This is a genomic window from Ochrobactrum sp. SSR (assembly GCF_030067775.1).
Lineage (GTDB): Bacteria > Pseudomonadota > Alphaproteobacteria > Rhizobiales > Rhizobiaceae > Brucella > Brucella teleogrylli.
Genome location: NZ_CP125970.1, coordinates 500,116 through 525,367 on the forward strand (window position 1 = coordinate 500,116; position 25,252 = coordinate 525,367).

Below are 25,252 nucleotides of genomic sequence, written 5' to 3' on the forward strand. Positions count from 1 at the left end.
GGCGCATGACGATGGACGGCAGAATGCTTTTCCTGCTTGTCCTTCTTCCTTTTATTGGCAGCGTCATCACGGGTCTTTTCAGGGGCGCGGACCGAAGCGGTTCCGCCTGGTTCACGGCAGCCATCGCTCTCGTCGCCTTCATTGTCACAGCCAGTCTTTATCCCATCGTCTCGGACGGGAAAGTTTTGCGCGGCACAGTCGATTGGCTGCCCGCCTACGGTCTCAATGTGACATTGCGCATGGACGGTTTCGCTTGGCTGTTTGCCATGCTGATCACCGGCATCGGCCTTCTGGTCGTGATTTATGCGCGCTATTACATGTCACCTGACGATCCGGTACCGCGTTTCTTCTCGTTCCTGCTCTCCTTCATGGGATCCATGCTGGGCGTCGTTCTGTCCGGCAATATCATCCTGCTTGCGGTTTTTTGGGAACTGACGAGTATCTTCTCGTTCCTGCTCATCGGCTACTGGTATCATAATGCCAGTGCGCGCGATGGCGCGCGTATGGCGCTGACGGTCACCGGCATTGGCGGCTTCTGTCTGCTGGCGGGCATGCTGCTGCTCGGTCATATCGTCGGCAGTTATGATCTCGATGTCGTGCTGGCAGCGGGCAACGAGGTTCGCACCCATCCGCTATATACCGTCGCGCTCATCTTGATCTTGCTTGCGGCTTTCACCAAAAGCGCGCAGTTTCCGTTCCATTTCTGGCTGCCGAACGCCATGGCTGCGCCAACGCCCGTTTCGGCCTATCTCCATTCGGCGACCATGGTGAAGGCAGGCGTGTTCCTGCTGGCCCGCCTGTGGCCGGTGCTCGCCGGAACCGAGGAATGGTTCTGGATATTGGGTTCTGCGGGCCTGATCACGCTTTTGCTTGCTAGCTTCTTTGCTGTGTTCCAGCAGGACCTCAAAGGGCTGCTCGCCTATTCTACGATCAGCAATCTGGGTCTGATTACGGCGCTGTTGAGCCTCGGTAGTCCGCTTGCTGCGGTGGCCGCGATCTTCCACATGGTCAACCATGCCATTTTCAAGGCGTCGCTCTTCATGGCGGCAGGCATCATCGACCATGAAACCGGAACGCGCGATATGCGTCGCCTGAGCGGATTGTTCCGATTAATGCCCTATACGGCGACACTCGCCATGGTGGCGAGCGCTGCTATGGCTGGCGTTCCGCTGCTGAACGGTTTCATTTCCAAGGAAATGTTCTTTGCCGAGGCGGTTGAAACGCATCTTGCGTCCTGGCTCGACACGATCACCCCTTACGTGGCGACGCTCGCCAGCATCTTCACAGTGGCCTATTCGATCCGCTTCATTTACTCGACCTTCTTCGGCCCGCCGCCGCATGATCTGCCGCGAGAGCCGCATGAACCGCCGCACTGGATGCGCCGCCCTATAGAACTTCTCGTTCTGCTCTGCCTTCTGATCGGCATCGTTCCTGGCCTGTCCATTGGTCCATTCTTGCATTCGGCGGTGCGCTCGGTGCTTGGCGATGCGACGCCGGAATATAGTCTCGCAGTCTGGCATGGTTTCAATCTGCCCCTGATGATGAGTATCGCCGCGATGATCGGTGGCGTACTTCTGCACTGGTGCTTGAAAAACTATCTGACAACCAGCGAGGATGGACCGCCGCTGTTCCGGCACCTGCAAGGTCAGCGCATTTTCGAGCGCGTACTGGTGACGTTGTCATGGAACTGGGCGCGTAAGGCTGAAAATTTCCTCAGCACGCGCCGCTTGCAGCCGCAATTGCGCATCATCGTGGCGGTGGCCGTTGTGGTTGCTGCATGGCCGCTGATTGAGGATGGTCTGCGCTCGGGTCTATTGGGGCCGCAGCCGGTTGATCCGATTTTCGCCGGCCTCTGGCTTCTTGGCTGTGCCTGCGCCGTGGGCGCTGCCTATCAGGCTAAATTCCATCGTCTCGCCGCCTTGATCCTGCTTGGCGGGGCGGGGCTCATGACCTGCATCACCTTTGTCTGGCTTTCCGCGCCCGATCTTGCCGTCACGCAGCTTCTGGTGGAAATCGTCACGACGGTTCTGCTTTTGCTCGGTCTGCGCTGGCTGCCGAAGCGTTGGGAAGATCCCGATCCGGTTCCGGTGAAGATCGGCCCACGTATCCGTCGCTATCGCGATCTTGTGCTGGCTGTTGCTAGTGGGGTCGGCGTTTCGATCATTGCCTATGCGATGATGACGCGCCCGTCGCCTAACAGCATCGGCGATTATTTCCTGCAAAACGCCTATTCGGGTGGCGGCGGCAAGAATGTCGTCAATGTCATTCTGGTCGATTTCCGCGCTTTCGATACATTCGGTGAGATCGCCGTCCTCGGCATTGTCGGCCTGACGGTCTTTGCGTTGCTGCGTCGTTTCCGTCCCGCGCCGGATTCTACCGGCTCGACCGCGCAGCAGAAGATTCAGGACGCCTATGACGAGGCCATGCCCGACCGCAAAGCGGGCGAGACGCTGAACGATTATCTGGCCGTGCCGTCGGTCATCATGCAATGGCTGTTTCCGGTCATCATCGTTTTGGCCGTGCATCTGTTCCTGCGTGGGCATGATCTGCCGGGCGGCGGTTTTGCGGCCGGTGTTGCGCTGGCGATTGCCTTCATCCTGCAATATCTGGCTGCTGGAACGCGCTGGGTTGAAGACCGGCTGCGCATTCTGCCTTTGCGCTGGATCGGTGTGGGTCTGCTCAGCGCTGCGGCAACCGGTTCGGGTGCATGGCTGTTCGGCTATCCGTTCCTGACCTCGTTCTTCCAGTATGTGGACATACCCCAGGTTGGAAAATTGCCGGTGGCAAGCGCGTTGCTGTTCGATTTCGGCGTTTTCGCGCTTGTTGTGGGCGCGACGGTTATTGTCTTGATCGCGCTGGCGCACCAATCGATCCGTAAACATCGCGTCGAGAAACTCGCCGCAGCGACTGCGAAGGAGGAGAACTGATGGAGCTGGTTCTTGCTCTCGCAATCGGGGTGCTGATGGCTTCCGGCGTCTGGCTGGTGCTGCGTCCGCGCACGTTTCAGGTGGCGATTGGCCTGTCGCTGATCTCCTATGCGGTCAATTTGTTCATCTTCTCGATGGGGCGGCTGCGTTCCAACGCTGCGCCGGTGCTGGACCCGGAGTGGACGTACAGGCGGCCCAATATACCGATCCGGTGCCGCAGGCGCTTGTGCTGACGGCAATCGTTATCGGCTTCGCCATGACGGCGCTCTTCCTTGTCGTGTTGCTCGCCTCGCGCGGCCTGACACGCACCGACCATGTCGACGGCAAGGAGAACTGATGATGGATTGGAAATCACACCTCATCGTTGCTCCGATCCTTCTGCCGCTGGTAACGGCGGCTGTGCTGCTGTTGATCGACGAGCGCAGCCGCAAGCTGAAGATGGCGATCAACTCGCTCTCGACGCTCGGCCTGATCGGCATTGCCTGCATGCTGGTCGGCATGGCCAGCGAAAAAGCACCGGAAGCCATCGTCTATCTGATCGGCAATTGGCCCGCACCGTTCGGCATCGTGCTGGTGCTCGACAGGCTGGCGGCGTTGATGCTGTTGCTGGCAAGTCTGCTCGGAATGGCCGCGCTCAGCTTCGCGCTGGCGCATTGGCACAAGGCAAGCCCACATTTCCATACGATTTTCCAGCTTTTGCTGATGGGGCTGAACGGCGCGTTCCTCACCGGCGATCTGTTCAACCTGTTCGTTTTCTTCGAAGTTATGCTGGCCGCTTCCTACGGTCTGGCGCTGCATGGCTCAGGCCCGGCCCGCGTCAAGGCGGGGTTGCATTATATCGCGGTCAATCTGGTGGCGTCGTCGCTGTTCCTGATTGGCGTGAGCCTCATCTACGGTGTTACCGGAACGCTCAATATGGCGGACCTTGCGCAGCGGATCACGCAGGTTGCGCCCGAGGACCGTATGCTGCTGGAAGCCGGTGCGGCGGTGCTGGGCGTCGCTTTCCTGATCAAGGCTGGCATGTGGCCGCTTAATTTCTGGTTGGCGCCGACCTATACGGCAGCCGCAGCGCCGGTTGCCGCGATCTTCGCGATCATGAGCAAGGTCGGCATTTATGTGCTGCTGCGCCTGTCGCCGCTGATGTTCGGGCTGGATGCCGGCTCGTCTTACGGTTTCGGCAATGACTGGCTCTATTTCGGCGGCATGGTCACGCTGGCCTTCGGCCTGATCGGCGTGGTCGCGTCGCAGGCCATGGGCAGGCTCGCAAGCTACAGCATTCTTGTTTCGTCGGGCACTCTTCTGGCTGCCATCGGCAGTGGCAACACCGCCATGGCCGGGGCGGCGCTGTTTTACATGGTCAGTTCCACGCTGACGATTGCCGCATTCTTCCTGCTGATCGAACTGGTCGAACGCGGACAGGACGCCGCAGCCAACGTTCTTGCGGTGACGATGGAAGCCTATGGCGATGACGAGGAAGAAGAAGAGGAAGAAGAGGTCGGCGCGGTCTTGCCCGCGACCCTTGCCATCCTTGGCACGTTCTTCGCGATCTGCGCCATTTTGCTGATCGGCCTGCCGCCATTCTCGGGTTTCATCGCCAAGTTCCTCATCCTTGCTGCAGTCTTCAACGGTGACGGGGCGGCGCCGCAACTCGCCATGCCGGTCAGTCCGGCAAGCTGGGCGCTGATTGCGCTGATTCTCCTGTCCGGCCTTTCGGCGCTCATCGCCATGACGCGTACCGGCATCCGCACCTTCTGGGCCTCGCTCGAAGGCAATGTGCCACGTGTTCTGGTGCGAGAAGTCGTGCCGATTGCAGGACTTCTGGGGCTCTGCCTTGCGCTGACAATCGCAGCCGGTCCAGCCATGCGCTACATGGATGAAACGGCGCGTTCGCTACACAATCCGTCCGATTATATCAACAGTGTCCTGAAAGCACCCAAGGTCGAATATGAGCCGTCCAAGGCAACGGACGCGCAAGCGGCGGGGGTAGAATGAAAAAGATCCTGCCATATCCGCTGATGTTCGCGGCGCTTGTCCTGTTCTGGCTGCTGCTGAACGGTTTCACCCGCGCGCAGCTTATCCTTGGCGCGATTATCGCGCTGTTCGCCTGCCAGATCATGACGGCGCTTCAGCCGCAGAAAAACCATCTGCGCTCTATCCCGACGATGTTCCGGCTTTTCGTCACGTTCAGCCTCGATATTCTGCAATCGAATATTACCGTCACGCGCATTATCCTGTCCAACCGCAAGCGGCGTCCCGGCTTCGTGGTTATCCCACTGGAGCTGGAAAACCGTACAGCGCTGGCGGTTCTCGCCTGCGTGGTAACAGCCACCCCCGGCACAGCGTGGGTGGATCATCATAGCGCGCGCCGCGAACTGACCATTCACGTGCTCGACCTTGAGGAAGCGCAGGTTTGGCGTGATCTGATCAAGCAAAAATACGAAAAGCCGCTGATCGCGATTTTCGGCGCAGCAGACATCGTCGAGAAGGAGAAATCCGCATGAGCGCCGTTATCATCTTCTGGGCTCTGCTCGCTGCACAATTGATGTTGATCGGCGCTATTGGCTGCGCGGTCTACCGTCTGCTTATCGGACCCCGCGCGCAGGACCGCGTGCTTGCCACCGATGCGCTTTATCTCAATGCACTGCTGCTGCTGATTACTTTCGGCATTCGCACCGGCAGTGTTCTTTATTTCGAAGCAGCACTGATTATCGCGTTGCTCGGCTTCGTCGCCACTGTCGCGCTCGCCAAATTCCTGATGCGCGGGGAGGTGATCGAATGATCCATGCAGCCGAAATCCCGCTCTGGGCCGCCATCCTCATTTCGTTTTTTCTCGTCGCCGGTGCTTTCCTGACGCTTGTCGGATGCATTGGCCTTGTGCGTTTCAAGACCTTTTATGAACGCATCCACGCGCCGACCATCGGCTCGTCTTTTGGGGCTGGGGGAATCTTGATTGCTTCAATCATATTTTTCTCCATCTTGCAATCGAAGCCGATTCTGCATGAAGTGTTGATTACCGTCTTTGTGGTCATCACAACGCCGGTGACGCTCATGCTGCTCAGCCGCGCCGTGATCCATCGCGACACGACGCAGGACAGCAAGGAGCTGCCTTCATCTTCCGACCCCGATTGAGGCCGGTAGACATCATGCTTGAGGGTGCGGAAAGGGCGTTTTCGGCTTTTCCGCAGTGCAGAACGGGGAAATTCAGCGGCTTCTTTCCAGAAGGGCCGCCATCGTTTTTCGGACGGACGGATTGAGCTTTTTCGGGTTCGCTTAAAGACTCATATCCTCTTGTTCGGTCACGATATTCGCTCTTTCCCGAATCTGAAGCATATTGCCTGCGGCCTGTTGGGTTCGGAAGGAGCGGCTGGTGGCATTTGGAGGAGTGCTTACTGGCTGCGGCCAATTGTCCGGATGCGGCGCATCGATGGTCAGACGGATTGAAGGTTTTCATCATTTAGATTATCTGGATTTCAGTAATTTCTGAAAATTCAGAAAGTACGGGAGAGAGAATTTTGGAATTGTCGCCAATCGTTCAGTCGTTCGTGCTCCACTTTGGAGAGATGGGCAGCCGTTGGGGCATCAATCGCACGGTGGGGCAGATTTACGCGCTGCTCTACCTGTCGCCCCAGCCGATGTGCGCCGACGAGATCGTCGACGCACTCGGCGTGTCACGCTCGAATGTCTCCATGGGCATACGCGAACTGCAAGGCTGGAATCTTGTGCTGCTGAAGCACATTCCCGGCGACCGTCGCGATTTCTTCACGACGCCGGATGACGTCTGGCAGATTCTGCGTACGCTTGCCGAAGAGCGCAAGAAGCGCGAGATCGATCCGACACTGTCGGTTCTGCGCGAAGTGCTGATGGAAGCGCCGCAGGATGACAGCGACCGCTACGCTCAGGAGCGCATGAAAGACATGTACAGCCTGATCGAGCGGCTGACCAATTGGTACGACGACGTGAAGAAGCTCGATACCGACCGTCTTACAAGCCTTCTGGCGCTGGGCGCGAAGGTGACCCGCTTCCTCGAAACCACCGACAGGATTGTGGCTTTGGGGCGCGGACGAACATCGGCCAAGAAGGAGCCAAAGCGAGATTGACATCTGATGTCCCCCAAACGGAGCAACTGGCGGAAAATCTGACGCCAGACGACGGAAAGGCGCAAAGCGGCAAAGGCCGCCCACGGTCTTCCAAGCGTCGTTCTCAGCGCCGGACGGTTCCGGCCATGCTTCGGCGGGGGCAAATCTTCAGGCACTGGCAGCGCTTTTGTGGCTGCCGCAGGCCGGGCTGATAGCCTATGCCAGCGGGCGGCTCGCCGATACCGGTTTCGACAATCGGATTTACTATGCGGCACTTGGCATATTCGTGCTGGGTTGCCTGCGCAGTCTGATTGACGGTGCTGGTGCGGCCAAGGCGTTTGACGCTGCCCGTGCTGAACTGACAGCCTTGCGCGAGCGCGCTTTTGCAGCGCTTTCCAGCCGGTCGCCGCTCGACACCGCCCGGCCATCGTCGGGTGAAGCTGCAAGTATTCTCGCCGAACAGGCGGAAATGGTCGTGCCTTATCTGTCGCGTTTTGTGCCGGTGCGCATTCGGGTCATGCTGGTGCCGCTGGCGATCCTGCTGGCCGTCTTCTGGTTTTCGTGGGCGGCGGCGCTTGTTCTCCTGATTGCAGCACCGCTGATTCCGATCTTCATGGCGCTCATTGGCTGGCGGGCAAAAGCTGCCAGCGAAAAGCAGCTGGTGGCGCTTGGCGGCATGAATGGTTTTCTGCTGGACCGGCTGCGCGGTCTGACGACCATCCGCAGTTTTCATGCCGTGGATGCGACAGCCACGCGGCTGCGTGATAATGCCGAGACCCTGCGTACAAAGACAATGAAGGTTCTCCGGATTGCTTTCCTGTCGTCCGCAGTGCTGGAGCTTTTTGCAGCGCTTGGCGTTGCCATGGTCGCCGTCTATATCGGGTTTCACCTACTTGGCACCTTGCAGTTCGGCGCATGGGGACAGAAGCTGACGCTGGGCGAAGGCCTGTTCATCCTGTTGCTTTCTCCTGCTTTCTTCGAACCTTTGCGCGACCTTTCCGCCGTCTGGCACGACCGTGCGTCAGGTGAAGCTGCAATCGATGCATTGGAGAATCTGAGCCGTCATGCCATGCCGGTTGTTGGCGGCAGCGGTGTCGCGGCGAACGAACTGACGGAAACAGACCCGACCGTTCAACTACACGATGTCGGTTTTCAATATCCGGCAGGGCCTGCGGTTTTAACAGGCTTCAACCTGGCAATCGAAGCGGGCGAACACGTCGCTCTGCTTGCGCCAAGTGGTTACGGCAAGTCTACCATTCTGGCGTTGATTGCCGGACTGGCTGCGCCGGAGACCGGCGCGATAAGAATTGGCGGAATCGCCATGGCTCCTGAAAATGCAATGTCCCTGCGCCAACGCATGAGCTGGATCGGCCAAAAGCCGCATATATTCGCGGGCTCCGCGCGCCACAATATCACGCTCGGACGCGAAACCACTGTCAGCCCCACCGCCTCGATCATCGAAGATATGGCGCTGGCGCATGTTGTGGGCATCACCGGCAATGGTGTTATCGGCGAGAACGGTGCCGGGCTTTCTGGCGGCGAGGCGTTGCGGCTTGCACTGGCGCGCATCGCGGTCGATCCTAAGGCCGATATTATCCTTGCCGACGAGCCGACGGCCCATCTCGACCAAGAGACGGCCAAGCATATTGCGGACAGCCTGTTGCGATTGGCCAAGGGCAAGACCCTGATTGTCGCTACCCATGATGAGGGACTGGCGCGCAAAATGGACCGCATCATACGCTTGGCTGACAATCAAGATAGTGATCCGTTGTGGCAGAGGAGGGCAGCCGAATGAACGGTCTGCAAGCACTCCGCCCGATCCTGCGCCTGTTTTTCAGAACCAAAGGTTCCGCCCTTTATGCAGGCATTGCCGCGGCTACGGTCACGGTGTTGGCTGGCATCGCGCTGCTCGGTCTTTCCGGTTGGTTCATTACGGCAACCGCCATTGCGGGCCTCAGCCTTGCAACCGCCATCGTGTTCGACGTTTTCGCACCAGCTGCCGGTATAAGGTTTCTCGCGATCGTGCGCACAGGCGCGCGTTACCTCGAACGCCTTGTCACCCACGACGCCACACTCGCCATTCTGGCGGCGCTGCGCGAAACGCTGTTTCGCAGCTGGGCAAAACCGGCAGCGGCCAATGCGCTGTTGAAGCGCCCGGCACGGCTTCTGTTCCGCTTGACTGCGGATATCGATGCGCTGGATTCGCTTTATCTGCGTGTCGTCGTGCCGATTGGCGCCGCGCTCGCAACCGCGCTTGTGGCTGGCATAGCGCTTGCACTGATGCACCCGCTGTTCGGACTTGCTGTTGCACTTCTCCTTCTTCTCGTCGGATTGAGCCTGCCGTTATTGGCTGCACGACGTTCGGAAAAGCCGATGCGCAGGCGCGCCAAGGGCACGGAAGCATTGCGCGCCCGCACGGTCGATCTTGTTGCGGGCCAGACGGAACTGCTGATGGCCGGGCGGATGCAGGGACAAAATGAAGCGCTTATCCGGGCTGACAGTTATGTGGCGGCGTCTGACCGCACACTGAACCGCGTCGAGATCAGAACCGGCGCGGGGCTTGGGGTGGCCCATGCCGCACTTTTGGCTGGCGGCCTTATTGGCGCTGGCTGGCTGGTGCAGGCGGGGACAATCGGCGCTCCGGTTGCAGCTTTGGCGATGCTGGTTATTCTTGGCGCAATGGAGCCTTTCGCGGCGCTACGGCGCGGCGCGATGGAACTTGGCCGCACCATTCTGGCTGCCCGGCGCGTTGGCCCGCAATTGCGTGATGAGAAGGTGGTTGCCGGTCTACCTACGCCGCCGGATGGTTTGGCAATACAGCTTCAAAACCTGTCTGTTCGCCATGACGATGCAGCCGTCGATGCCCTGAAATCCATCAATCTTACCGTCGAAGAGGGCGAGCGCGTCGCCATCGTTGGCACCAGCGGTGCAGGGAAATCGACGCTGTTCAACGTGCTCGCAGGTGAAATCGCGGTGAAGGACGGCAGCGCTAGAGTGCTGGCCAGTTGTTTGCTGACCCAGCGCACAGAGCTTTTTCAGGATAGCCTTCGCGATAATCTGCGGCTCGCCAAACCGGACGCCGATGATGCGGCGCTGATGCAGGCTTTGCAGACCGCTGGTCTCGGAGAATTCGTCGAAACCCTGCCGAGCGGTCTCGACACGATGCTGGGCGAGGGCGGTCTGGGATTATCCGGCGGGCAGGCGCGGCGTCTTGCTCTGGCGCGCCTGTTATTAAGCGAATCGTCCTTATGGCTTCTCGACGAACCGACCGAGGGGCTCGACGGGGCGACGGCCGAAGATGTGCTGGCGCGGTTGCGGGCGCAGTCGGGCGGACAAACCTTGCTTGTCGCCACACATATCCAGCGCGAAGCGCGGATTTGCGACCGGATCATTGTTTTGAATCAAGGCGCTCTAGTTGAGTCTGTGCGCATGAGTGACCAGCGTTTCGGTGAGATACTCAATACCATGAGGTAAGCCGGGCGGGCGAAGGTCCATCTATCAGGGGCTTTGCCAACACATGAGAATGGAAACGGCGGGCGGTCTTTATCCGATCTTCGTTTCAAACGGGCAATGTCATGACCACGCCCGTTACGCGAAAGCGCGTCGCGTCTGCCAATTAATGCGACGTGCAAAATGAACTCGTTTTGGTCGCATTCTGCGATGCCGGGGATTTTTCCGGCCGCAAATGCTCTAGGAGGGCCGGGGATTACCGGCTGAAAAAGATGGAACTCGATATTGTCTCCCTGTCGCGATTGCAGTTTGCAATCACGGCACTTTATCACTTCCTCTTCGTACCTCTGACGTTGGGTCTTTCCGTGCTGCTGGCCATCATGGAAACCGTTTATGTGATGACGGGGCGACTCATCTGGCGACAGATGACGAAATTCTGGGGTACTCTGTTTGGCATCAACTTCGCGATCGGTGTCGCGACGGGCATTGTGATGGAATTCCAGTTCGGCATGAACTGGAGCTATTACAGCCATTATGTGGGCGATATTTTCGGCGCCCCGCTGGCCATTGAAGGCCTGATGGCCTTCTTCCTCGAAGCGACCTTTGTGGGTCTGTTCTTCTTTGGTTGGGACCGTCTTTCCAAGGTGGGCCATCTGATCGCGACCTATGCCGTCGCGGCGGGATCGAATTTCTCCGCCTTGTGGATTCTCATCGCCAATGGCTGGATGCAGAACCCGGTCGGATCGGCCTTCAATCCCGAAACCATGCGCATGGAAATCACCGATTTCTTCGCGGTTCTGATGAACCCGGTGGCGCAGGCCAAATTCGTACATACGGTTTCAGCCGGTTATGCGACTGCATCGGTGTTCGTTCTGGGGGTTTCCGCCTGGTATCTCCTGAAAGGACGCTCGGTTGAGCTCGCCAAGCGTTCGATGACGGTTGCCGCATCGTTCGGTCTGGCCGCTTCGCTTTCCGTCGTCGTTCTGGGCGATGAAAGCGGTTATCTGGCCAACGAACACCAGAAGATGAAGATCGCCGCCATCGAAGCTATGTGGGAAACGGAACCGGCACCCGCGCCGTTTACCGCTTTCGGCATCCCGGACCAGCAGGCGCGCGAAACCCATTTCGCAGTGCAAATTCCGTGGGTCATGGGGTTGATCGGCACGCGTTCGCTAACTACGCCGATCCAGGGCATCAACGAACTGGTTCAGAATGCGGAGAACCATATCCGCAACGGTATCGTCGCCTATGATGCGTTGCAGAAAATCCGTGCCGCTGGCGACACCAGTGCGGTGCCACAGGATGTGAAGGACGTTTTCGCCGACAACAGCCAATGGCTGGGCTATGCGCTTCTTCTGAAGCGTTATGTGGACGATCCGCGCACGGCTACCGACGAACAGATCACCAAGGCCGCAAACGACACGGTTCCGGGTGTTCTGCCGCTGTTCTGGGCATTCCGCATCATGGTTGCCATCGGTTTCGCCTTGATCTTGCTGACTGGCACGTTCTTTGTGCTGTCGGCGCGGCGCAAGCTTGATCAGCATCGCTTCCTTTTGAAAGTGGCGGTCTTTGCAATTCCGCTGCCGTGGATCGCTGCCGAAATGGGCTGGATCGTCGCCGAATTCGGACGTCAGCCATGGATTATCGAAGGCATTCTGCCGACAGCAGTTGCCGTCTCCAATCTCGGCGCGTCGACGGTTCTGCTCACCATCATCGGCTTTGTCGCGATCTACACAGTCCTGTTCATCATCGAAATGGGCCTGATGATCCGCGCTATCAAAGCCGGGCCGGAACCCGACAGCAAACCTGAAGCCATGCTTGCACCTGCCAGCATTGCGCCAGCGGAGTAAGGACCATGATACTCAGCGAATTGTTGGACTATGAAACCCTTCGCATCATCTGGTGGGTACTGCTCGGCGTGCTGCTGATCGGCTTTGCCGCGATGGACGGGTTTGATTTGGGCGTGGATATTCTGATGCCGCTCGTCGGCAAAACGGATGTCGAGCGTCGCGTCATCATCAACACGATCGGCCCAGTCTGGGAAGGCAATCAGGTCTGGCTGATCCTCGGCGGCGGCGCAATCTTCGCCGCCTGGCCACCGCTCTATGCGGTGTCCTTCTCGGGCTTCTATCTGGCGATGTTCGTTATCCTGTTTGCCCTCATCCTGCGCCCGGTTGGTTTCAAATACCGCTCGAAGCGTGAGGGCAAGGCATGGCGTCGCGGCTGGGACATTGCCCTGTTCATCGGCGGGTTTGTACCGGCTCTGATCTTCGGCGTCGCAGTCGGCAATGTGTTGCAGGGCGTACCGTTCCGTCTCAACGATGATCTCCAGATATTCTATGAGGGTTCGTTCTTCGGTCTGCTCAACCCGTTTGCACTTGTGTGCGGCGTGTTGTCGGTCACCATGCTGTCGATGCATGGCGCCTCGTGGCTGGTCCTCAAAACTACCGGAGAAATTCAGCAACGAGCGCGGCGTTATGGCAGCATCGCCGCACTTCTCACGCTCGTTCTTTATGCTCTGGCCGGTGTTGCCAGCTGGTTCTGGGTGTCGGGCTACCGGATCACAAGCGCCGTCGTTACCGATGGACCTTCCAATCCGCTGCGCAAGACGGTGGAGCTGGATCACAGCGCATGGTTTGCCAACTATGCGAATTATCCGATCCTGCTGATTGCTCCGGCGCTTGGCATTCTGGGCGCGATTGCGGTGTTTCTGACACTGCGTGGCGGACGTGAAGTTGCTCCGCTTCTGCTGGGCAAGCTCACGATCTTCGGCATCATCTCGTCGGTCGGTGTGTCTATGTTCCCGTTCATTCTGCCGTCTTCGCTCGATCCCCGGGCAAGCCTGACGGTTTGGGATTCGTCTTCCAGCCACATGACCTTGTTCATTATGCTGGTCGTAACGCTCATCTTCCTGCCGATCATCGTTGCCTACACGTCCTGGGTTTACCGGGTGCTGTGGGGCAAGGTGGACAAGGATATGATCGAAGACGAGAGCAACCACGCTTATTGATCGGGCAGCGGGCGGCTTAGCCGCCCGCGCCTTTCAATCTAAGAAAGGAAAGCAATATGTGGTATTTTTCCTGGCTTCTGGGCTTGCCGCTCGCCGCAGCTTTCGCTGTGCTCAATGCCATGTGGTATGAACTGATGGACGACCGGGCACGCAAGCGTCTTGCAGCCGATCCGACTGCAGATCTGGCACACCAAGGTACGAAGCATCACTAACAAACGGAGCGGCCCGGAAACGGGCCGTTTTCTTTATGGGCTGATATTGGTCTTAGGCCGATGGTATCGAGAGTTCCGCTACGAAATCATAGGCATCACCACGATAGAGCGATTTGGTGAACTCGACCGCGCGGCCTGATGCGAGATAGGAAATACGCTCGATGGACAAACCGGCATCGCCGGTCTTGACGCCGAGTATCCGGGCATCGGGGTCCTTGATGTTGCAGGCGGAGATGCGCTGCACGGCGCGTACCGGACGAAAGCCGGTACGTCCGAGTTCGGCATAGAGCGATCCCTTGACTGCATCGGGATCGGGCAAAACTTCGCTCGACAAGCTGGCGCGCTCGATAGCCAGCGGAAGATCGCTTGCCATGCGCAAACGGCCAAGTCGCGCAACCCGGGTTTCGGATGAAACGCCAAGCTTCATCATTTCTTCGGGCGACGGATAATAGAGGCCGCGTTCCAGCCATTTGGATTGGGTGGCGATGCCGCGCCGCGCCATGTCTTCGGTAAAAGATGTGAGCATGGAAAGCGACTGCTGCACCCGCTCGCTCGGGCGCACAACAAAAGTGCCGGAGCCGTGACGACGCACCAGAAGTCCCGATTTGACGAGATCGTCCACCGCCTTGCGCACAGTTACGCGGCTGATATTAGCATATTCCGCAATGTCACGTTCGGGCGGCAGCGCCTCGCCATCGGCAAGATGTCCGGCACGAATCGCTGCCTCCAGCGACTGGCGCAGCTGCATGTAAAGCGGTCCCGCGCCAGAAGTTGGCGCAGTGCCCTGAAGGTTTTTGGGGAGAAAGGCGCTGAAATTGCCGCTCATGCACGCGCCTCATCCTTGTGGCCGTAGCGCTTGAGCGCGAGCTGCAAAGCTCCGGTCAAAGCGTCCGCTGCCGGTTGAACAATGAGCTTCTGCTGGCTTGCGGGGAGCCACTCCACATAAAGCGGCGCCATCCCGCCCAACAAACTGATCCGTTCCGCGCCCTGAGCAATCAACATGTCCAGCGTTTCGCTGACATAGCCTGCCGAGCGTTGCAGAAGCATGCGCGCGGTCTCATCGCCATTAGCAGCATATTGGAAAATACGCGGAGCATATTTGCCGAAATCGCCCGGCTTTGCCGTCCAGGCGAATTCAACCAGATTGTCGGGATTATTGCCGAACTCATTGAGCACGTCTGTTGTCAGGCGGCTGCGGGGATGAATGCCGTCATGCACCAGCAGGCATTCTTGCAACAAGCTTTGTCCAAGCCGCGCGCCGCTGCCAAGATCGCTGAGCGGAAACCCCCAGCCACCGACCGAATGAATTCGTTCGTGCTGCCGGACGATATAGGCCGTTCCGGTGCCTAAAATGGCCACGATCCCGTCCTGATCGCCAAGCGCACCCTGCAATGCGATAAGACCGTCGAACTCGACATTGGCGTGAGCAAAGGGGAGGCCGCGTTCAATAGGCAGGCCCGCGCCTTGGACATTGCCGCCAGCAAGTCCGAGCACCGCATGGCTTTCGTCATAGTGGCTTTGGTCCAGCCCCGCATCGGCGAAGGCATTGTCTATGGCTGCACGTACATTGACGAGCGAAGTCTGCGGATCAGTGACAATATTGGCCGATCCGCTGCGTCCCGTTCCGAGAATCGCACCGTTGCCATCTGCCACCACAGCGCGGCATCCGGTGCCGCCCCCGTCCACGCCAATGAAAAACTCTGCCATGAGATACCTCCAGCTTGAAGATACCAAAAAAATACCATTAACCAAGCAGATTTATCGGAGACGAGCAAATTTGATTAATGCGTTGATAAAGTGAGGTAAATTATCTTGCCTCCAATTTTTATGCGAGAATTTCGTAAACTTCGCTGGACAATTGGTACGTTTTTGGCATTAAATTCAATCAAAGGGGAGCGCAATGCCGCCAGGGGTCGCCAAAGGTTGTTAACAGGCGAGGGTCGCGCGGAAATGGGATGGAGCGAAGACCGGCGGAGCCGGCACTTATCCCGTACCGTGATGGGCCATCGTTATTAACGTGGTGTATCGCAATGGACAGGCGTATCTCGCCTCTTTTGTGCGTCTGCGTTCAAAAAAACGGGAGAAGGTCAAATGGTTCGCAATACCTTGAAATTCATGCTGCTGGGTTCGACGCTGCTGGCGTCGGGTTCTGCCGCATTGGCTCAGGACGTCACGCTGACGGTTGAAAGCTGGCGTAACGACGATCTGCAAATCTGGCAGGAAAAGATCATTCCGGCCTTTGAAGCAAAGAATCCGGGCATCAAAATCAATTTCGCGCCAAGCGCGCCGACAGAATATAACGCCGCTCTCAATGCCAAGCTGGATGCTGGCTCGGGCGGCGATCTGATTTCATGCCGTCCGTTCGACACTTCGTTGGAGCTGTTCAACAAAGGCAAGCTTGCCGATCTCACCGATCTGGAAGGCATGAAGAATTTTTCCGACGTCGCCAAGTCCGCATGGACCACCGACGATGGCAAGAAAGCTTTCTGCGTGCCGATGGCTTCGGTCATTCACGGCTTCATCTATAATCAGGAAGCCTTTGACAAGCTCGGCCTGAAGGCTCCGGCGACCGAAGCCGAGTTCTTCGACGTGCTTGAGAAGATCAAGGCGGACGGCACTTATATCCCGATGGCCATGGGCACGAAGGATATGTGGGAAGCCGCGACCATGGGCTACCAGAATATCGGTCCGACCTACTGGAAGGGTGAGGAAGGCCGCAAGGCGTTGATCGCTGGCGAGCAGAAGCTGACCGACGAGCCATGGGTTGAGCCGTTCAAGGTTCTTGCCAAGTGGAAGGATTATCTGGGCGACGGTTTTGAAGCACAGACCTATCCGGACAGCCAGAATCTCTTCACGCTCGGTCGCGCCGCGATTTATCCGGCAGGTTCGTGGGAAATTGGCCTGTTCAACACGCAGGCGCAGTTCAAGATGGGCGCATTCCCGCCGCCGGTTAAGAATGCAGGCGACAGCTGCTACATCTCGGATCACAACGATATCGGTCTCGGCCTGAATGCTTCGAGCAAGAATGCCGAACAGGCCAAAGTGTTCCTGAACTGGGTGGCTTCGCCGGAATTCGCGGAAATCTACGCAAACGCGCTGCCGGGCTTCTTCAGCCTGAATTCGACGGCTGTGAAGATGTCCGATCCGCTGGCACAGGAATTCGTGTCCTGGCGCGAAAAGTGCAAGCCGACGATCCGTTCGACCTACCAGATCCTGTCGCGCGGCACGCCGAACCTGGAAAACGAAACCTGGGTTCAGTCAGCTAACGTCATCAACGGCACTGTAACGCCGGAAGATGCCGCCAAGAAGCTGCAGGAAGGCCTCGACAGCTGGTACAAGCCTGCGAAGTAATATGATCATTCACGGGCGGCTTTGCTTGAGGGCAGGCCGCCCGTGTGCATTTTCGATGCCGAACAGACTTGCAAGGCGCCTAACAGGCAGTTTTTCTTTCGCGCATTACGCGATCCATGTCAGTCTCACGGCAAAAGAATGTTCGCAAGAACCGCATAAGCCGAAGAACAGCGAGTGTTGATGAGCCAGTCTGCCGACCTGCCAATCATTGAGCAAAAACGCCCGAGGCGATGGCACATTCTTGTGTTCCTGTTGCCTTGCGTGCTGGTTTATACGCTCGTCATGGTGCTGCCACTGATCGAGACATTGCGGCAAGCGTTCTTCAATGTCGTGGACGGGCAGCGCGTCTTTGTCGGCTTTGCCAATTTCCAGACGCTTTTCGGCGATGCAAACTGGTCGCGTGATTTCTGGAATGCGTTGAAAAACAACGTCATATTCTTCTGTATTCATATGCTGGTTCAAAACCCGATCGGCATTTTGCTGGCAGCCATGCTGTCGCTGCCGAGATTGCGTTTTGCCGCCTTCTATCGCACGGCGATCTTTCTGCCGACGCTACTCTCCTTCGTGATTGTCGGCTTTATCTGGAAGCTTATCCTGTCGCCGATCTGGGGCGTTGCGCCATGGATGATGGATCTGGTGGGCATGAAATGGGCCTTTGGGCCATGGCTCGGCAAGGCCGAAACAGCACTGGTCACGGTGTCGCTTGTTTCCGTCTGGCAGTTCGTCGGTATTCCAATGATGTTGATCTACGCGGCGTTGCTCAATATTCCCGATGAAATCATCGAAGCTGCCGAATGCGATGGCATTACCGGCTGGAGCCAGTTCTGGAAGATCAAGCTGCCGCTCATTCTGCCATCGATTGGCCTGATCTCGGTCATGACTTTTGTTGCGAATTTCAACGCGTTCGACCTGGTCTATTCGATGCAGGGCGCACTCGCGGGGCCGGACAAGGCGACCGACATTCTGGGCACCTTCCTGTACCGCACCTTCTTCGGCTTCCAGTTGCAGCTTGGCAATCCGTCCATGGGCGCCACCATCGCCGCCGTGATGTTCCTCATCATCCTCGCCGGTGTGTCGCTCTATCTGTTCGGCATCCAGCGTCGCATGCGCCGCTATCAATTCTGAGGAGCGAGAAATCATGTCGAAAGCACGCACTTCGCCCCTTCGCACAACGTTCGTTCATGCGGCATTGATCATCTATATGCTTGTCGCCGTCTTTCCGGTGGCGCTGACGTTGATCAATTCCTTCAAGGACCGCAACGCGATTTTTCGCACGCCGCTGCAGTTTCCGACACCGGAAAGCTTTAGCCTGATCGGCTATGAAACGGTTCTGAAACAGGGCTCGTTCCTGACCTATTTCCAGAACAGCACCATTGTCACGGTGGCGAGCATCTTCTTCGTCATCCTGTTTGGCGCCATGGCTGCCTTTGCCCTGTCGGAATATCGGTTCAAGGGCAACACGCTAATGGGGCTTTATCTGGCCATCGGCATCATGATCCCGATCCGGCTCGGTACGGTTGCATTGTTGCAGGGCATGGTCGCGGTGGGGCTTGTCAACAGCCTGACCTCGCTGATCCTCGTCTATACGGCTCAAGGCTTGCCGCTTGCCATCTTCATCCTGTCCGAATTCATGCGAACTGTGTCCGACGATCTGAAAAATGCCGGGCGAATAGACGGCATGTCGGAATATGCGATCTTCTTCAAGCTGGTGCTGCCGCTGATCCGGCCTGCCATGGCGACGGTCGCCGTCTTCACCATGATTCCGATCTGGAACGACCTCTGGTTCCCGCTGATCCTTGCGCCCGGCGAAGCCACCAAGACGGTCACGCTCGGCTCGCAGCTTTTCATCGGCCAGTTCGTCACCAACTGGAACGCGGTTCTGGCGGCGCTGTCGCTGGCAATGTTCCCGATCCTCGTCCTCTACGTCCTCTTCTCGCGGCAATTGATCCGCGGCATTACTGCCGGAGCTGTTAAATGAGTTCATCAACCCAACAGGCCCCGGTCCGCGTCCTGTCCGCCGGTCTCGGCAATATGGGCCGCAGCCATGCGCTGGCCTATCACCGCAATCCGGGCTTCGAGATCGTCGGTCTTGTGAATCGCACCAAAGTTGCGGTTCCGGATGAACTTGCCGGTTATGAAATTCATCCGTCGTTTCACGAGGCATTGGCCGAGTTGAAGCCGGACATGGCCTGCATTGCCACCTATTCGGAAAGCCATGCGGATTACGCTGTGGCCGCGATGGAGCAGGGCGCGCATGTCTTTGTCGAAAAGCCGCTGGCGACGACGGTGGAAGATGCACGCCGCGTCATCGACTGCGCGCGGGCCAACGGACGCAAGCTCGTCATCGGTTATATTCTGCGCCATCATCCGTCCTGGATGCGGCTGATCTCCGAAGCACGCCAGCTTGGCGGTCCTTATGTCTTCCGTATGAACCTCAACCAGCAGTCGAGCGGCGCGACCTGGGAAACGCACAAGAACCTGATGAACACCACATCGCCGATTGTCGATTGCGGTGTGCATTATGTGGATGTCATGTGCCAGATCACCGATGCCAAGCCGGTGGAAGTGCGCGGCATGGGCCTGCGCCTTTCCGATGAAATCAAGCCGGACATGTATAATTACGGTCATCTTCAGGTGTTTTTCGATGACGGCACGATTGGCTGGTACGAGGCGGGCTGGGGGCCGATGATGTCGGAAACGGCCTTCTTCGTGAAGGATGTCATATCGCCGAATGGCTGCGTCTCCATCGTCATGAACGAGGCCGTCACCAAGTCCGACGATGTGGATGCACACACAAAAACCTCGACCATCCGCATCCATCGTGCCGAACGCGGGGCGGACGGCAAATTCCTCAAACCCGATACGGATCTTTCCATGTCCGACGAGCCGGGCCATCAGGAATTGTGCGAACGCGAGCAGGCTTACATGCTGAAGGCCATTCGCGAGGATATCGATCTCAACCGCCATATGGATGACGCGCTGCAATCGCTGCGCATCTGTCTCGCCGCTGACGAAAGCGTGCGTCTCGGCCAGCCTGTCAAACTATAAGGAATTGCTTCGTGGGATCGCTTCTCCTCAAATCGGTACATAAGAGCTACGGTGCGCAGGCTGTTCTGAAAGATATCAATCTGGAAGTGCGCGACGGCGAGTTCATCATTTTCGTCGGTCCTTCCGGCTGCGGAAAATCGACGCTTTTGCGCTCGATTGCCGGCCTTGAAGATGTTTCGTCGGGTCAGGTGCTGATCAACGACAAGGACGTGACCGTCATCCCGCCTTCCAAGCGCGGCATCGCGATGGTGTTCCAGTCTTATGCGCTTTATCCGCATCTGACGGTGAAGGACAATATGGGCCTTGGCCTGAAACAGTCCGGCGCGCCGAAGGAGCAGATTGAAAGCCGCGTTACGCGCGCTTCATCCATGCTGTCGCTTGATCCCTATCTGGCACGACGTCCGGCGGAACTGTCGGGCGGCCAGCGCCAGCGCGTCGCTATCGGTCGCGCGCTCGTGCGTGACCCGGAACTGTTCCTGTTTGACGAGCCTTTATCCAATCTCGATGCCGCGTTGCGCGTGCAAACGCGTCTCGAAATTGCCAAGCTGCATCGTGAGTTGAAGGCGACGATGATCTATGTCACCCACGATCAGGTCGAGGCGATGACGCTTGCTGACCGCATCGTGGTGCTGAATGCGGGTCGGATTGAACAGATCGGCTCGCCGATGGAGCTTTATAACAAGCCTGACAATCTGTTCGTGGCAGGCTTCATCGGGTCGCCGCAGATGAATTTCGTCGAAGCGGGCCGTATCGGTGAAACGGGCGCGAAGACCATCGGCATCCGTCCGGAACATCTCGGCGTCAGCCGCGAAAGCGGCAAATGGAAGGGCAAGGTCATTCACGCCGAACATCTTGGTGCGGATACCATTCTTTATGTGGAAACCGAAGCGGCGGGACTCATCACCGTTCGCCTGTTTGGTGAACACCATTATACGGAAGATGACATCATCTTCGTGTCGCCGGAAGCGGACAAGACGCATCGCTTTGACGATGACGGCAAGGCTGTCCGCTAAACCATTCGACATTCGATGAAATTGAACCGCGCTTGTTTCAAGCGCGGTTTTTTGTGCCCGCGAGAATCAGGTTCCCGGATCGCATTTTCTGTGAGTTTTATCATCGCGACGCGGTGGACAAAGTGCCTCAGGCACTATCGGATGAAGCGGATATCGCTCGATAGAGTACCAGATGGTACTGACGCATTCGTCAATGCTGCGTAAGAAAATTGCGCGCATGACCGCCGAAACATTCCATATCAAATCCTATATAAAACATGGAAATACACTTATTTCATTGACCTCATGAAGCGATGCATTTTCAGGTAGGAGAACTAAACTTCAGGATCACCTCTCGAGGCCATGAAAATAATCTTGCTTTATTTTGTAACCCGTATCACCCTGAATGACAGTGAAATCGGAGGAGGAAAACCGGCTTCACGTCGCATGGGAGGAATGCGGTCAATCTGTGTTTGAAAGGCCACCCGGAAACCGGGTTTTGAAGAAGCCTGTTCGCCGGACCCAAACAGAATTCCACCCGTTCGACATTCAGTGCCAGTTTTGCGAGGCCAGTTCTTGGCCCATTGCGAGGTATGCCCGCATGAGCGACGATGTCGTACTATCCCTGCATGTTCCCGAACCGGAATGGCGGCCCGGCGATGCGCCGGATTTCTCCCATGTCAAAATTCCTCGTGCTGGCAGTGTCAGAAGACCGGAAATAGACGAAAAGCCGGAAGCGATGCGCGATCTGGCTTTCAGCATCATTCGCGTGCTCAATCGCGAAGGCGAGGCGGTTGGTCCGTGGGCCGGGACGCTCACCGATGACGAGCTGAAAGACGGTCTGCGCCACATGATGATCCTGCGTGCCTATGATGCGCGTATGATGATGGCGCAACGTCAGGGCAAGACGTCGTTCTACATGCAGCATCTGGGCGAGGAGGCAGTCAGCTGCGCCTTTCGCAAGGCGCTGCGCAAGGGCGACATGAATTTCCCCACCTATCGGCAGGCCGGACTTCTGATTGCTGATGATTATCCGCTCGTCACCATGATGAACCAGATTTTCTCCAACGAGCAGGACCCGCTGAAGGGCCGCCAGCTTCCGGTGATGTATTCCTCCAAGGAACACGGCTTCTTCACCATTTCCGGCAATCTCGCGACGCAATATACGCAGGCTGTCGGCTGGGCGATGGCCTCGGCAATCAGCCACGACACCAAAATTGCCGCCGCATGGATCGGCGACGGCTCGACGGCTGAAAGCGACTTTCACGCAGCCCTTGTGTTCGCCTCGACCTACAAGGCGCCTGTGGTGATGAACATCGTCAACAACCAGTGGGCGATTTCGACATTTCAGGGGATTGCACGCGGTGGCTCCGGTACTTTCGCGGCGCGCGGGCATGGTTTCGGCATTCCGGCGCTGCGCGTTGACGGCAATGACTATCTGGCCGTTCACGCTGTTGCCAAATGGGCGGTCGAGCGCGCGCGGCGCAATCTTGGCCCAACGATCATTGAATATGTGACCTATCGCGCTGGCGGCCATTCCACTTCGGACGACCCGTCCGCTTATCGCCCCAAGGCGGAAAGCGATGCATGGCCGCTTGGCGATCCGATCTTGCGACTGAAGAACTATCTGATCTTGCGCGGCGTCTGGTCGGAAGACCGCCACAAGCAGGCGGAAGCGGAAGTGATGGACCTTGTCGTCAGCGCGCAGCGCGAGGCGGAAGCCATTGGCACCCTGCATGACGGGCGCAAACCGTCCATGCGCGACATGTTCGAGGATGTTTACGCAGAAACGCCGCCGCATCTTGTTCGCCAGCGTCAGGAAGCGGGGTTCTGATCAATGACCAAGATGACTATGCCCAGAATGACAATGATCGAGGCGATCCAAAATGCCCACGACATTGCCATGGAGCGCGACAAGAACGTGGTCGTGTTCGGTGAGGATGTCGGCTATTTCGGCGGCGTGTTTCGCTGCACCGCCGGTTTGCAGAAGAAATACGGCAAGGAGCGCTGTTTCGATGCGCCGATCAGCGAGCTTGGTATTGTCGGCACGGCAATTGGCATGGCGGCTTACGGCTTGCGCCCATGCATCGAGGTGCAGTTCGCGGATTATGTCTATCCGGCCTATGACCAGATTGTTTCCGAAGCCGCCCGTCTGCGCTATCGCTCGGCGGGCGAGTTCACATGCCCCATCGTGATCCGCATGCCATCCGGTGGCGGTATTTATGGCGGGCAAACCCACAGCCAAAGCCCGGAAGCGCTTTTCACCCATGTGTCGGGCTTGAAGACGGTCATGCCGTCCACACCAGCCGACGCCAAAGGCCTGCTGCTTGCAGCCATTGAAGATCCCGATCCGGTGATCATGTTCGAGCCGAAACGGCTTTATAACGGCCCCTTCGACGGCCATCACGACAAGCCGGTGACGTCGTGGAAGAAGCACGATCTGGGCGAAGTGCCGGAAGGTTATTATACGGTTCCACTCGGCAAGGCCGCCATTCGCCGCGAGGGCAGCGCGGTTACGGTGCTGGCCTATGGCACCATGGTGCATGTGGCGCTGGCCGCCGCCGAGGAAACCGGCGTCGATGCCGAAATCATCGATCTGCGCACGCTTCTGCCGCTCGATACGGAGACGATCATGGCATCGGTGCGCAAGACGGGCCGTTGCGTCATCGTGCATGAAGCAACGCTGACCTGTGGCTATGGCGCCGAACTCGCGGCACTCGTGCAACGCGATTGCTTCTATCACCTCGAAGCGCCTGTCATTCGCGTGACCGGTTGGGACACGCCTTATCCGCATGCGCAGGAATGGGCATATTTCCCCGGTCCTGATCGTGTCGGTCGCGCACTTGTGTCTATCATGGAAGCGTGAGGGGAGAGACCATGGCTCATTTTACAATCAAACTCCCCGATGTTGGCGAAGGCGTTGCCGAGGCAGAACTTGTCGAATGGCATGTGAAGGTTGGCGATATCATTCGTGAGGATGATCTTCTGGCCGCTGTCATGACTGACAAGGCGACGGTGGAAATCCCGTCATCACGCGCTGGCAAAGTCATCGCGATCAATGGCGAAGTGGGGGAAAAGATCGCCGTCGGTTCTGAACTGGTGCGGCTTGAAATCGAAGGTGCTTCCGGTGCAAGCGCGGAACCGAAGGCGGAAGAGCCAGCGCATAGTCCGATAGAGGCTGAAACGCCAAAGCCGCAGAATCCGGAAGTGCCGGTCTTGTTGCAGACGCCCGTTCCGCCAAAGCCGGCAGCACCAAAGCGTGAAACCCCGAGCCGCACTTTTGCGGGCGCTGGCCCTGTCCGGGCAGAAGGCGAAAAGCCTCTGGCCACGCCATCGGTCCGGTTGCGCGCGCGCGACGCGGGTGTCGATCTACGACGTGTTCGCGGAACCGGCCCTGCGGGCCGCATCACGCATGAAGATCTGGACGCGTTTTTTGAGGCCGAAAGCGGGGCTGCAACGGCCTTGTCCGGCTATGCCGCCGATACATCCGTTAACGAAATCAAAGTGATCGGGCTTCGGCGCAAGATCGCCGAACGAATGGCGGATGCAAAACGCCATATTCCCCATATTACCATTGTTGAGGAAGTCGATGTCACGCAGCTTGAAGAGCTACGCACCAGTCTCAACAATGAGAAGAAGGAAGGGCGTCCGCGCCTGACGTTGTTGCCATTCGTCATCCGCGCCATCGTCAAGGCGGCGAAAGAACAGCCGGGTCTCAATGCGCATTTCGATGATGAAGCCGATATTATCCGCCAGTTTGGCGGTGTGCATGTGGGCATTGCCACACAGACACCAAATGGCCTGATCGTCCCCGTGGTGCGTCATGCCGAGAGCATGACCGTTTTCGCAGCAGCTTCCGAGCTATCGCGTGTGACCGACGCCGCCCGCAACGGCACGGCAAAGCGGGAAGAACTGAGCGGCTCCACCATCACCATCACGTCGCTTGGACCGCTCGGGGCGATTGCCACGACACCGATCATCAATCGACCGGAAGTCGCGATTGTCGGCGTCAACAAGATTGCCGTGCGTCCAATGTGGGACGGAACCCAGTTCGTGCCGCGCAAGATGATGAACCTTTCATGCAGCTTCGATCATCGGGTGATCGATGGATGGGATGCGGCTGTCTTTGTGCAGAAGCTGAAAAGCCTCATCGAAACGCCTGCGATGATCTTTGTGGAAGGCTGAA

Annotated in this window: 20 protein-coding genes and 2 pseudogenes; 20 read left to right on the plus strand and 2 right to left on the minus strand. The window is 57.9% G+C overall.

The window, feature by feature from the left end:
- The first annotated feature begins 5 nt into the window (after nucleotides 1-5).
- From QLQ11_RS13765 to cydX, 12 genes and pseudogenes are all read left to right on the plus strand, one after another.
- Complete coding sequence (locus tag QLQ11_RS13765; RefSeq protein ID WP_121538828.1) at nucleotides 6-2,927, plus strand: monovalent cation/H+ antiporter subunit A; 2,922 nt, start codon at nucleotides 6-8, stop codon at nucleotides 2,925-2,927.
- A pseudogene (locus QLQ11_RS13770) lies at nucleotides 2,927-3,264 on the plus strand (Na+/H+ antiporter subunit C). The gene QLQ11_RS13765 and the pseudogene QLQ11_RS13770 overlap by 1 nt, the downstream one beginning before the upstream one ends.
- Before the next feature lie 2 nt (nucleotides 3,265-3,266).
- Nucleotides 3,267-4,919, plus strand: coding sequence for a monovalent cation/H+ antiporter subunit D (locus QLQ11_RS13775; RefSeq protein ID WP_109367420.1), 1,653 nt, complete (start codon nucleotides 3,267-3,269; stop codon nucleotides 4,917-4,919).
- The gene (locus QLQ11_RS13780) at nucleotides 4,916-5,428 is read left to right on the plus strand and encodes a Na+/H+ antiporter subunit E (RefSeq protein WP_109367419.1); all 513 of its coding nucleotides are present in this window, start codon (nucleotides 4,916-4,918) and stop codon (nucleotides 5,426-5,428) included. Before QLQ11_RS13775 ends, QLQ11_RS13780 begins: the two co-directional genes overlap by 4 nt.
- On the plus strand, nucleotides 5,425-5,706 hold the full coding sequence (locus tag QLQ11_RS13785; RefSeq protein ID WP_109367418.1) for a K+/H+ antiporter subunit F: 282 nt from the start codon (nucleotides 5,425-5,427) through the stop codon (nucleotides 5,704-5,706). The genes QLQ11_RS13780 and QLQ11_RS13785 overlap by 4 nt, the downstream gene beginning before the upstream one ends.
- On the plus strand, nucleotides 5,703-6,056 hold the full coding sequence (gene mnhG, locus QLQ11_RS13790; protein WP_078337010.1) for a monovalent cation/H(+) antiporter subunit G: 354 nt from the start codon (nucleotides 5,703-5,705) through the stop codon (nucleotides 6,054-6,056). Before QLQ11_RS13785 ends, mnhG begins: the two co-directional genes overlap by 4 nt.
- Before the next feature lie 383 nt (nucleotides 6,057-6,439).
- Nucleotides 6,440-7,024, plus strand: coding sequence for a GbsR/MarR family transcriptional regulator (locus QLQ11_RS13795; protein ID WP_171317289.1), 585 nt, complete (start codon nucleotides 6,440-6,442; stop codon nucleotides 7,022-7,024).
- A gap of 125 nt (nucleotides 7,025-7,149) precedes the next feature.
- A pseudogene (gene cydD / locus QLQ11_RS13800) lies at nucleotides 7,150-8,798 on the plus strand (thiol reductant ABC exporter subunit CydD).
- On the plus strand, nucleotides 8,795-10,477 hold the full coding sequence (gene cydC, locus QLQ11_RS13805) for a thiol reductant ABC exporter subunit CydC (protein ID WP_121538834.1): 1,683 nt from the start codon (nucleotides 8,795-8,797) through the stop codon (nucleotides 10,475-10,477). The pseudogene cydD and the gene cydC overlap by 4 nt, the downstream one beginning before the upstream one ends.
- A gap of 248 nt (nucleotides 10,478-10,725) precedes the next feature.
- Nucleotides 10,726-12,303: a cytochrome ubiquinol oxidase subunit I gene (locus QLQ11_RS13810; protein WP_109367414.1), complete on the plus strand. Its 1,578-nt coding sequence runs from the start codon at nucleotides 10,726-10,728 to the stop codon at nucleotides 12,301-12,303.
- A 5-nt stretch (nucleotides 12,304-12,308) separates the two neighbouring features.
- Entirely contained in the window at nucleotides 12,309-13,463 is a 1,155-nt protein-coding gene (gene cydB, locus QLQ11_RS13815) for a cytochrome d ubiquinol oxidase subunit II (protein WP_109367413.1), read from the plus strand.
- A gap of 56 nt (nucleotides 13,464-13,519) precedes the next feature.
- A complete protein-coding gene (gene cydX / locus QLQ11_RS13820) occupies nucleotides 13,520-13,675 on the plus strand; it encodes a cytochrome bd-I oxidase subunit CydX (protein ID WP_109367412.1) in 156 nt (51 codons plus the stop codon).
- 52 nt (nucleotides 13,676-13,727) lie between these two features.
- Here the strand turns inward: cydX and QLQ11_RS13825 are convergent, their stop codons facing one another.
- Together QLQ11_RS13825 and QLQ11_RS13830 are read right to left on the minus strand one after the other, a co-directional pair.
- Nucleotides 13,728-14,501, minus strand: coding sequence for a GntR family transcriptional regulator (locus QLQ11_RS13825; protein ID WP_109367411.1), 774 nt, complete (start codon nucleotides 14,499-14,501; stop codon nucleotides 13,728-13,730).
- Complete coding sequence (locus tag QLQ11_RS13830; RefSeq protein ID WP_109367410.1) at nucleotides 14,498-15,382, minus strand: N-acetylglucosamine kinase; 885 nt, start codon at nucleotides 15,380-15,382, stop codon at nucleotides 14,498-14,500. The genes QLQ11_RS13825 and QLQ11_RS13830 overlap by 4 nt, the downstream gene beginning before the upstream one ends.
- 384 nt (nucleotides 15,383-15,766) lie before the next feature.
- Here QLQ11_RS13830 and QLQ11_RS13835 point away from each other — a divergent pair, with 384 nt between their 5' ends.
- From QLQ11_RS13835 to QLQ11_RS13870, 8 genes are all read left to right on the plus strand, one after another.
- Nucleotides 15,767-17,026, plus strand: coding sequence for an ABC transporter substrate-binding protein (locus QLQ11_RS13835; protein WP_109367409.1), 1,260 nt, complete (start codon nucleotides 15,767-15,769; stop codon nucleotides 17,024-17,026).
- Nucleotides 17,027-17,206: 180 nt separating this feature from the next.
- Nucleotides 17,207-18,151 (plus strand): carbohydrate ABC transporter permease, encoded by a 945-nt coding sequence (locus tag QLQ11_RS13840; RefSeq protein WP_109367408.1) that lies wholly within the window; start codon nucleotides 17,207-17,209, stop codon nucleotides 18,149-18,151.
- A gap of 13 nt (nucleotides 18,152-18,164) precedes the next feature.
- The gene (locus tag QLQ11_RS13845; protein ID WP_109367407.1) at nucleotides 18,165-19,004 is read left to right on the plus strand and encodes a carbohydrate ABC transporter permease; all 840 of its coding nucleotides are present in this window, start codon (nucleotides 18,165-18,167) and stop codon (nucleotides 19,002-19,004) included.
- Nucleotides 19,001-20,074: a Gfo/Idh/MocA family protein gene (locus QLQ11_RS13850; protein WP_283736141.1), complete on the plus strand. Its 1,074-nt coding sequence runs from the start codon at nucleotides 19,001-19,003 to the stop codon at nucleotides 20,072-20,074. The genes QLQ11_RS13845 and QLQ11_RS13850 overlap by 4 nt, the downstream gene beginning before the upstream one ends.
- An 11-nt stretch (nucleotides 20,075-20,085) precedes the next feature.
- Complete coding sequence (locus QLQ11_RS13855) at nucleotides 20,086-21,087, plus strand: ABC transporter ATP-binding protein (RefSeq protein WP_109367405.1); 1,002 nt, start codon at nucleotides 20,086-20,088, stop codon at nucleotides 21,085-21,087.
- Nucleotides 21,088-21,667: 580 nt separating this feature from the next.
- Nucleotides 21,668-22,900 carry a 3-methyl-2-oxobutanoate dehydrogenase (2-methylpropanoyl-transferring) subunit alpha gene (locus tag QLQ11_RS13860; protein ID WP_109367404.1) on the plus strand — a complete coding sequence of 411 codons (1,233 nt, stop codon included), beginning with the start codon at nucleotides 21,668-21,670 and terminating at the stop codon, nucleotides 22,898-22,900.
- Between the two features lie 18 nt (nucleotides 22,901-22,918).
- The gene (locus QLQ11_RS13865) at nucleotides 22,919-23,932 is read left to right on the plus strand and encodes an alpha-ketoacid dehydrogenase subunit beta (RefSeq protein WP_109367989.1); all 1,014 of its coding nucleotides are present in this window, start codon (nucleotides 22,919-22,921) and stop codon (nucleotides 23,930-23,932) included.
- A gap of 11 nt (nucleotides 23,933-23,943) precedes the next feature.
- Nucleotides 23,944-25,251: a dihydrolipoamide acetyltransferase family protein gene (locus tag QLQ11_RS13870; protein WP_109367403.1), complete on the plus strand. Its 1,308-nt coding sequence runs from the start codon at nucleotides 23,944-23,946 to the stop codon at nucleotides 25,249-25,251.
- Nucleotide 25,252 lies beyond the last annotated feature (1 nt).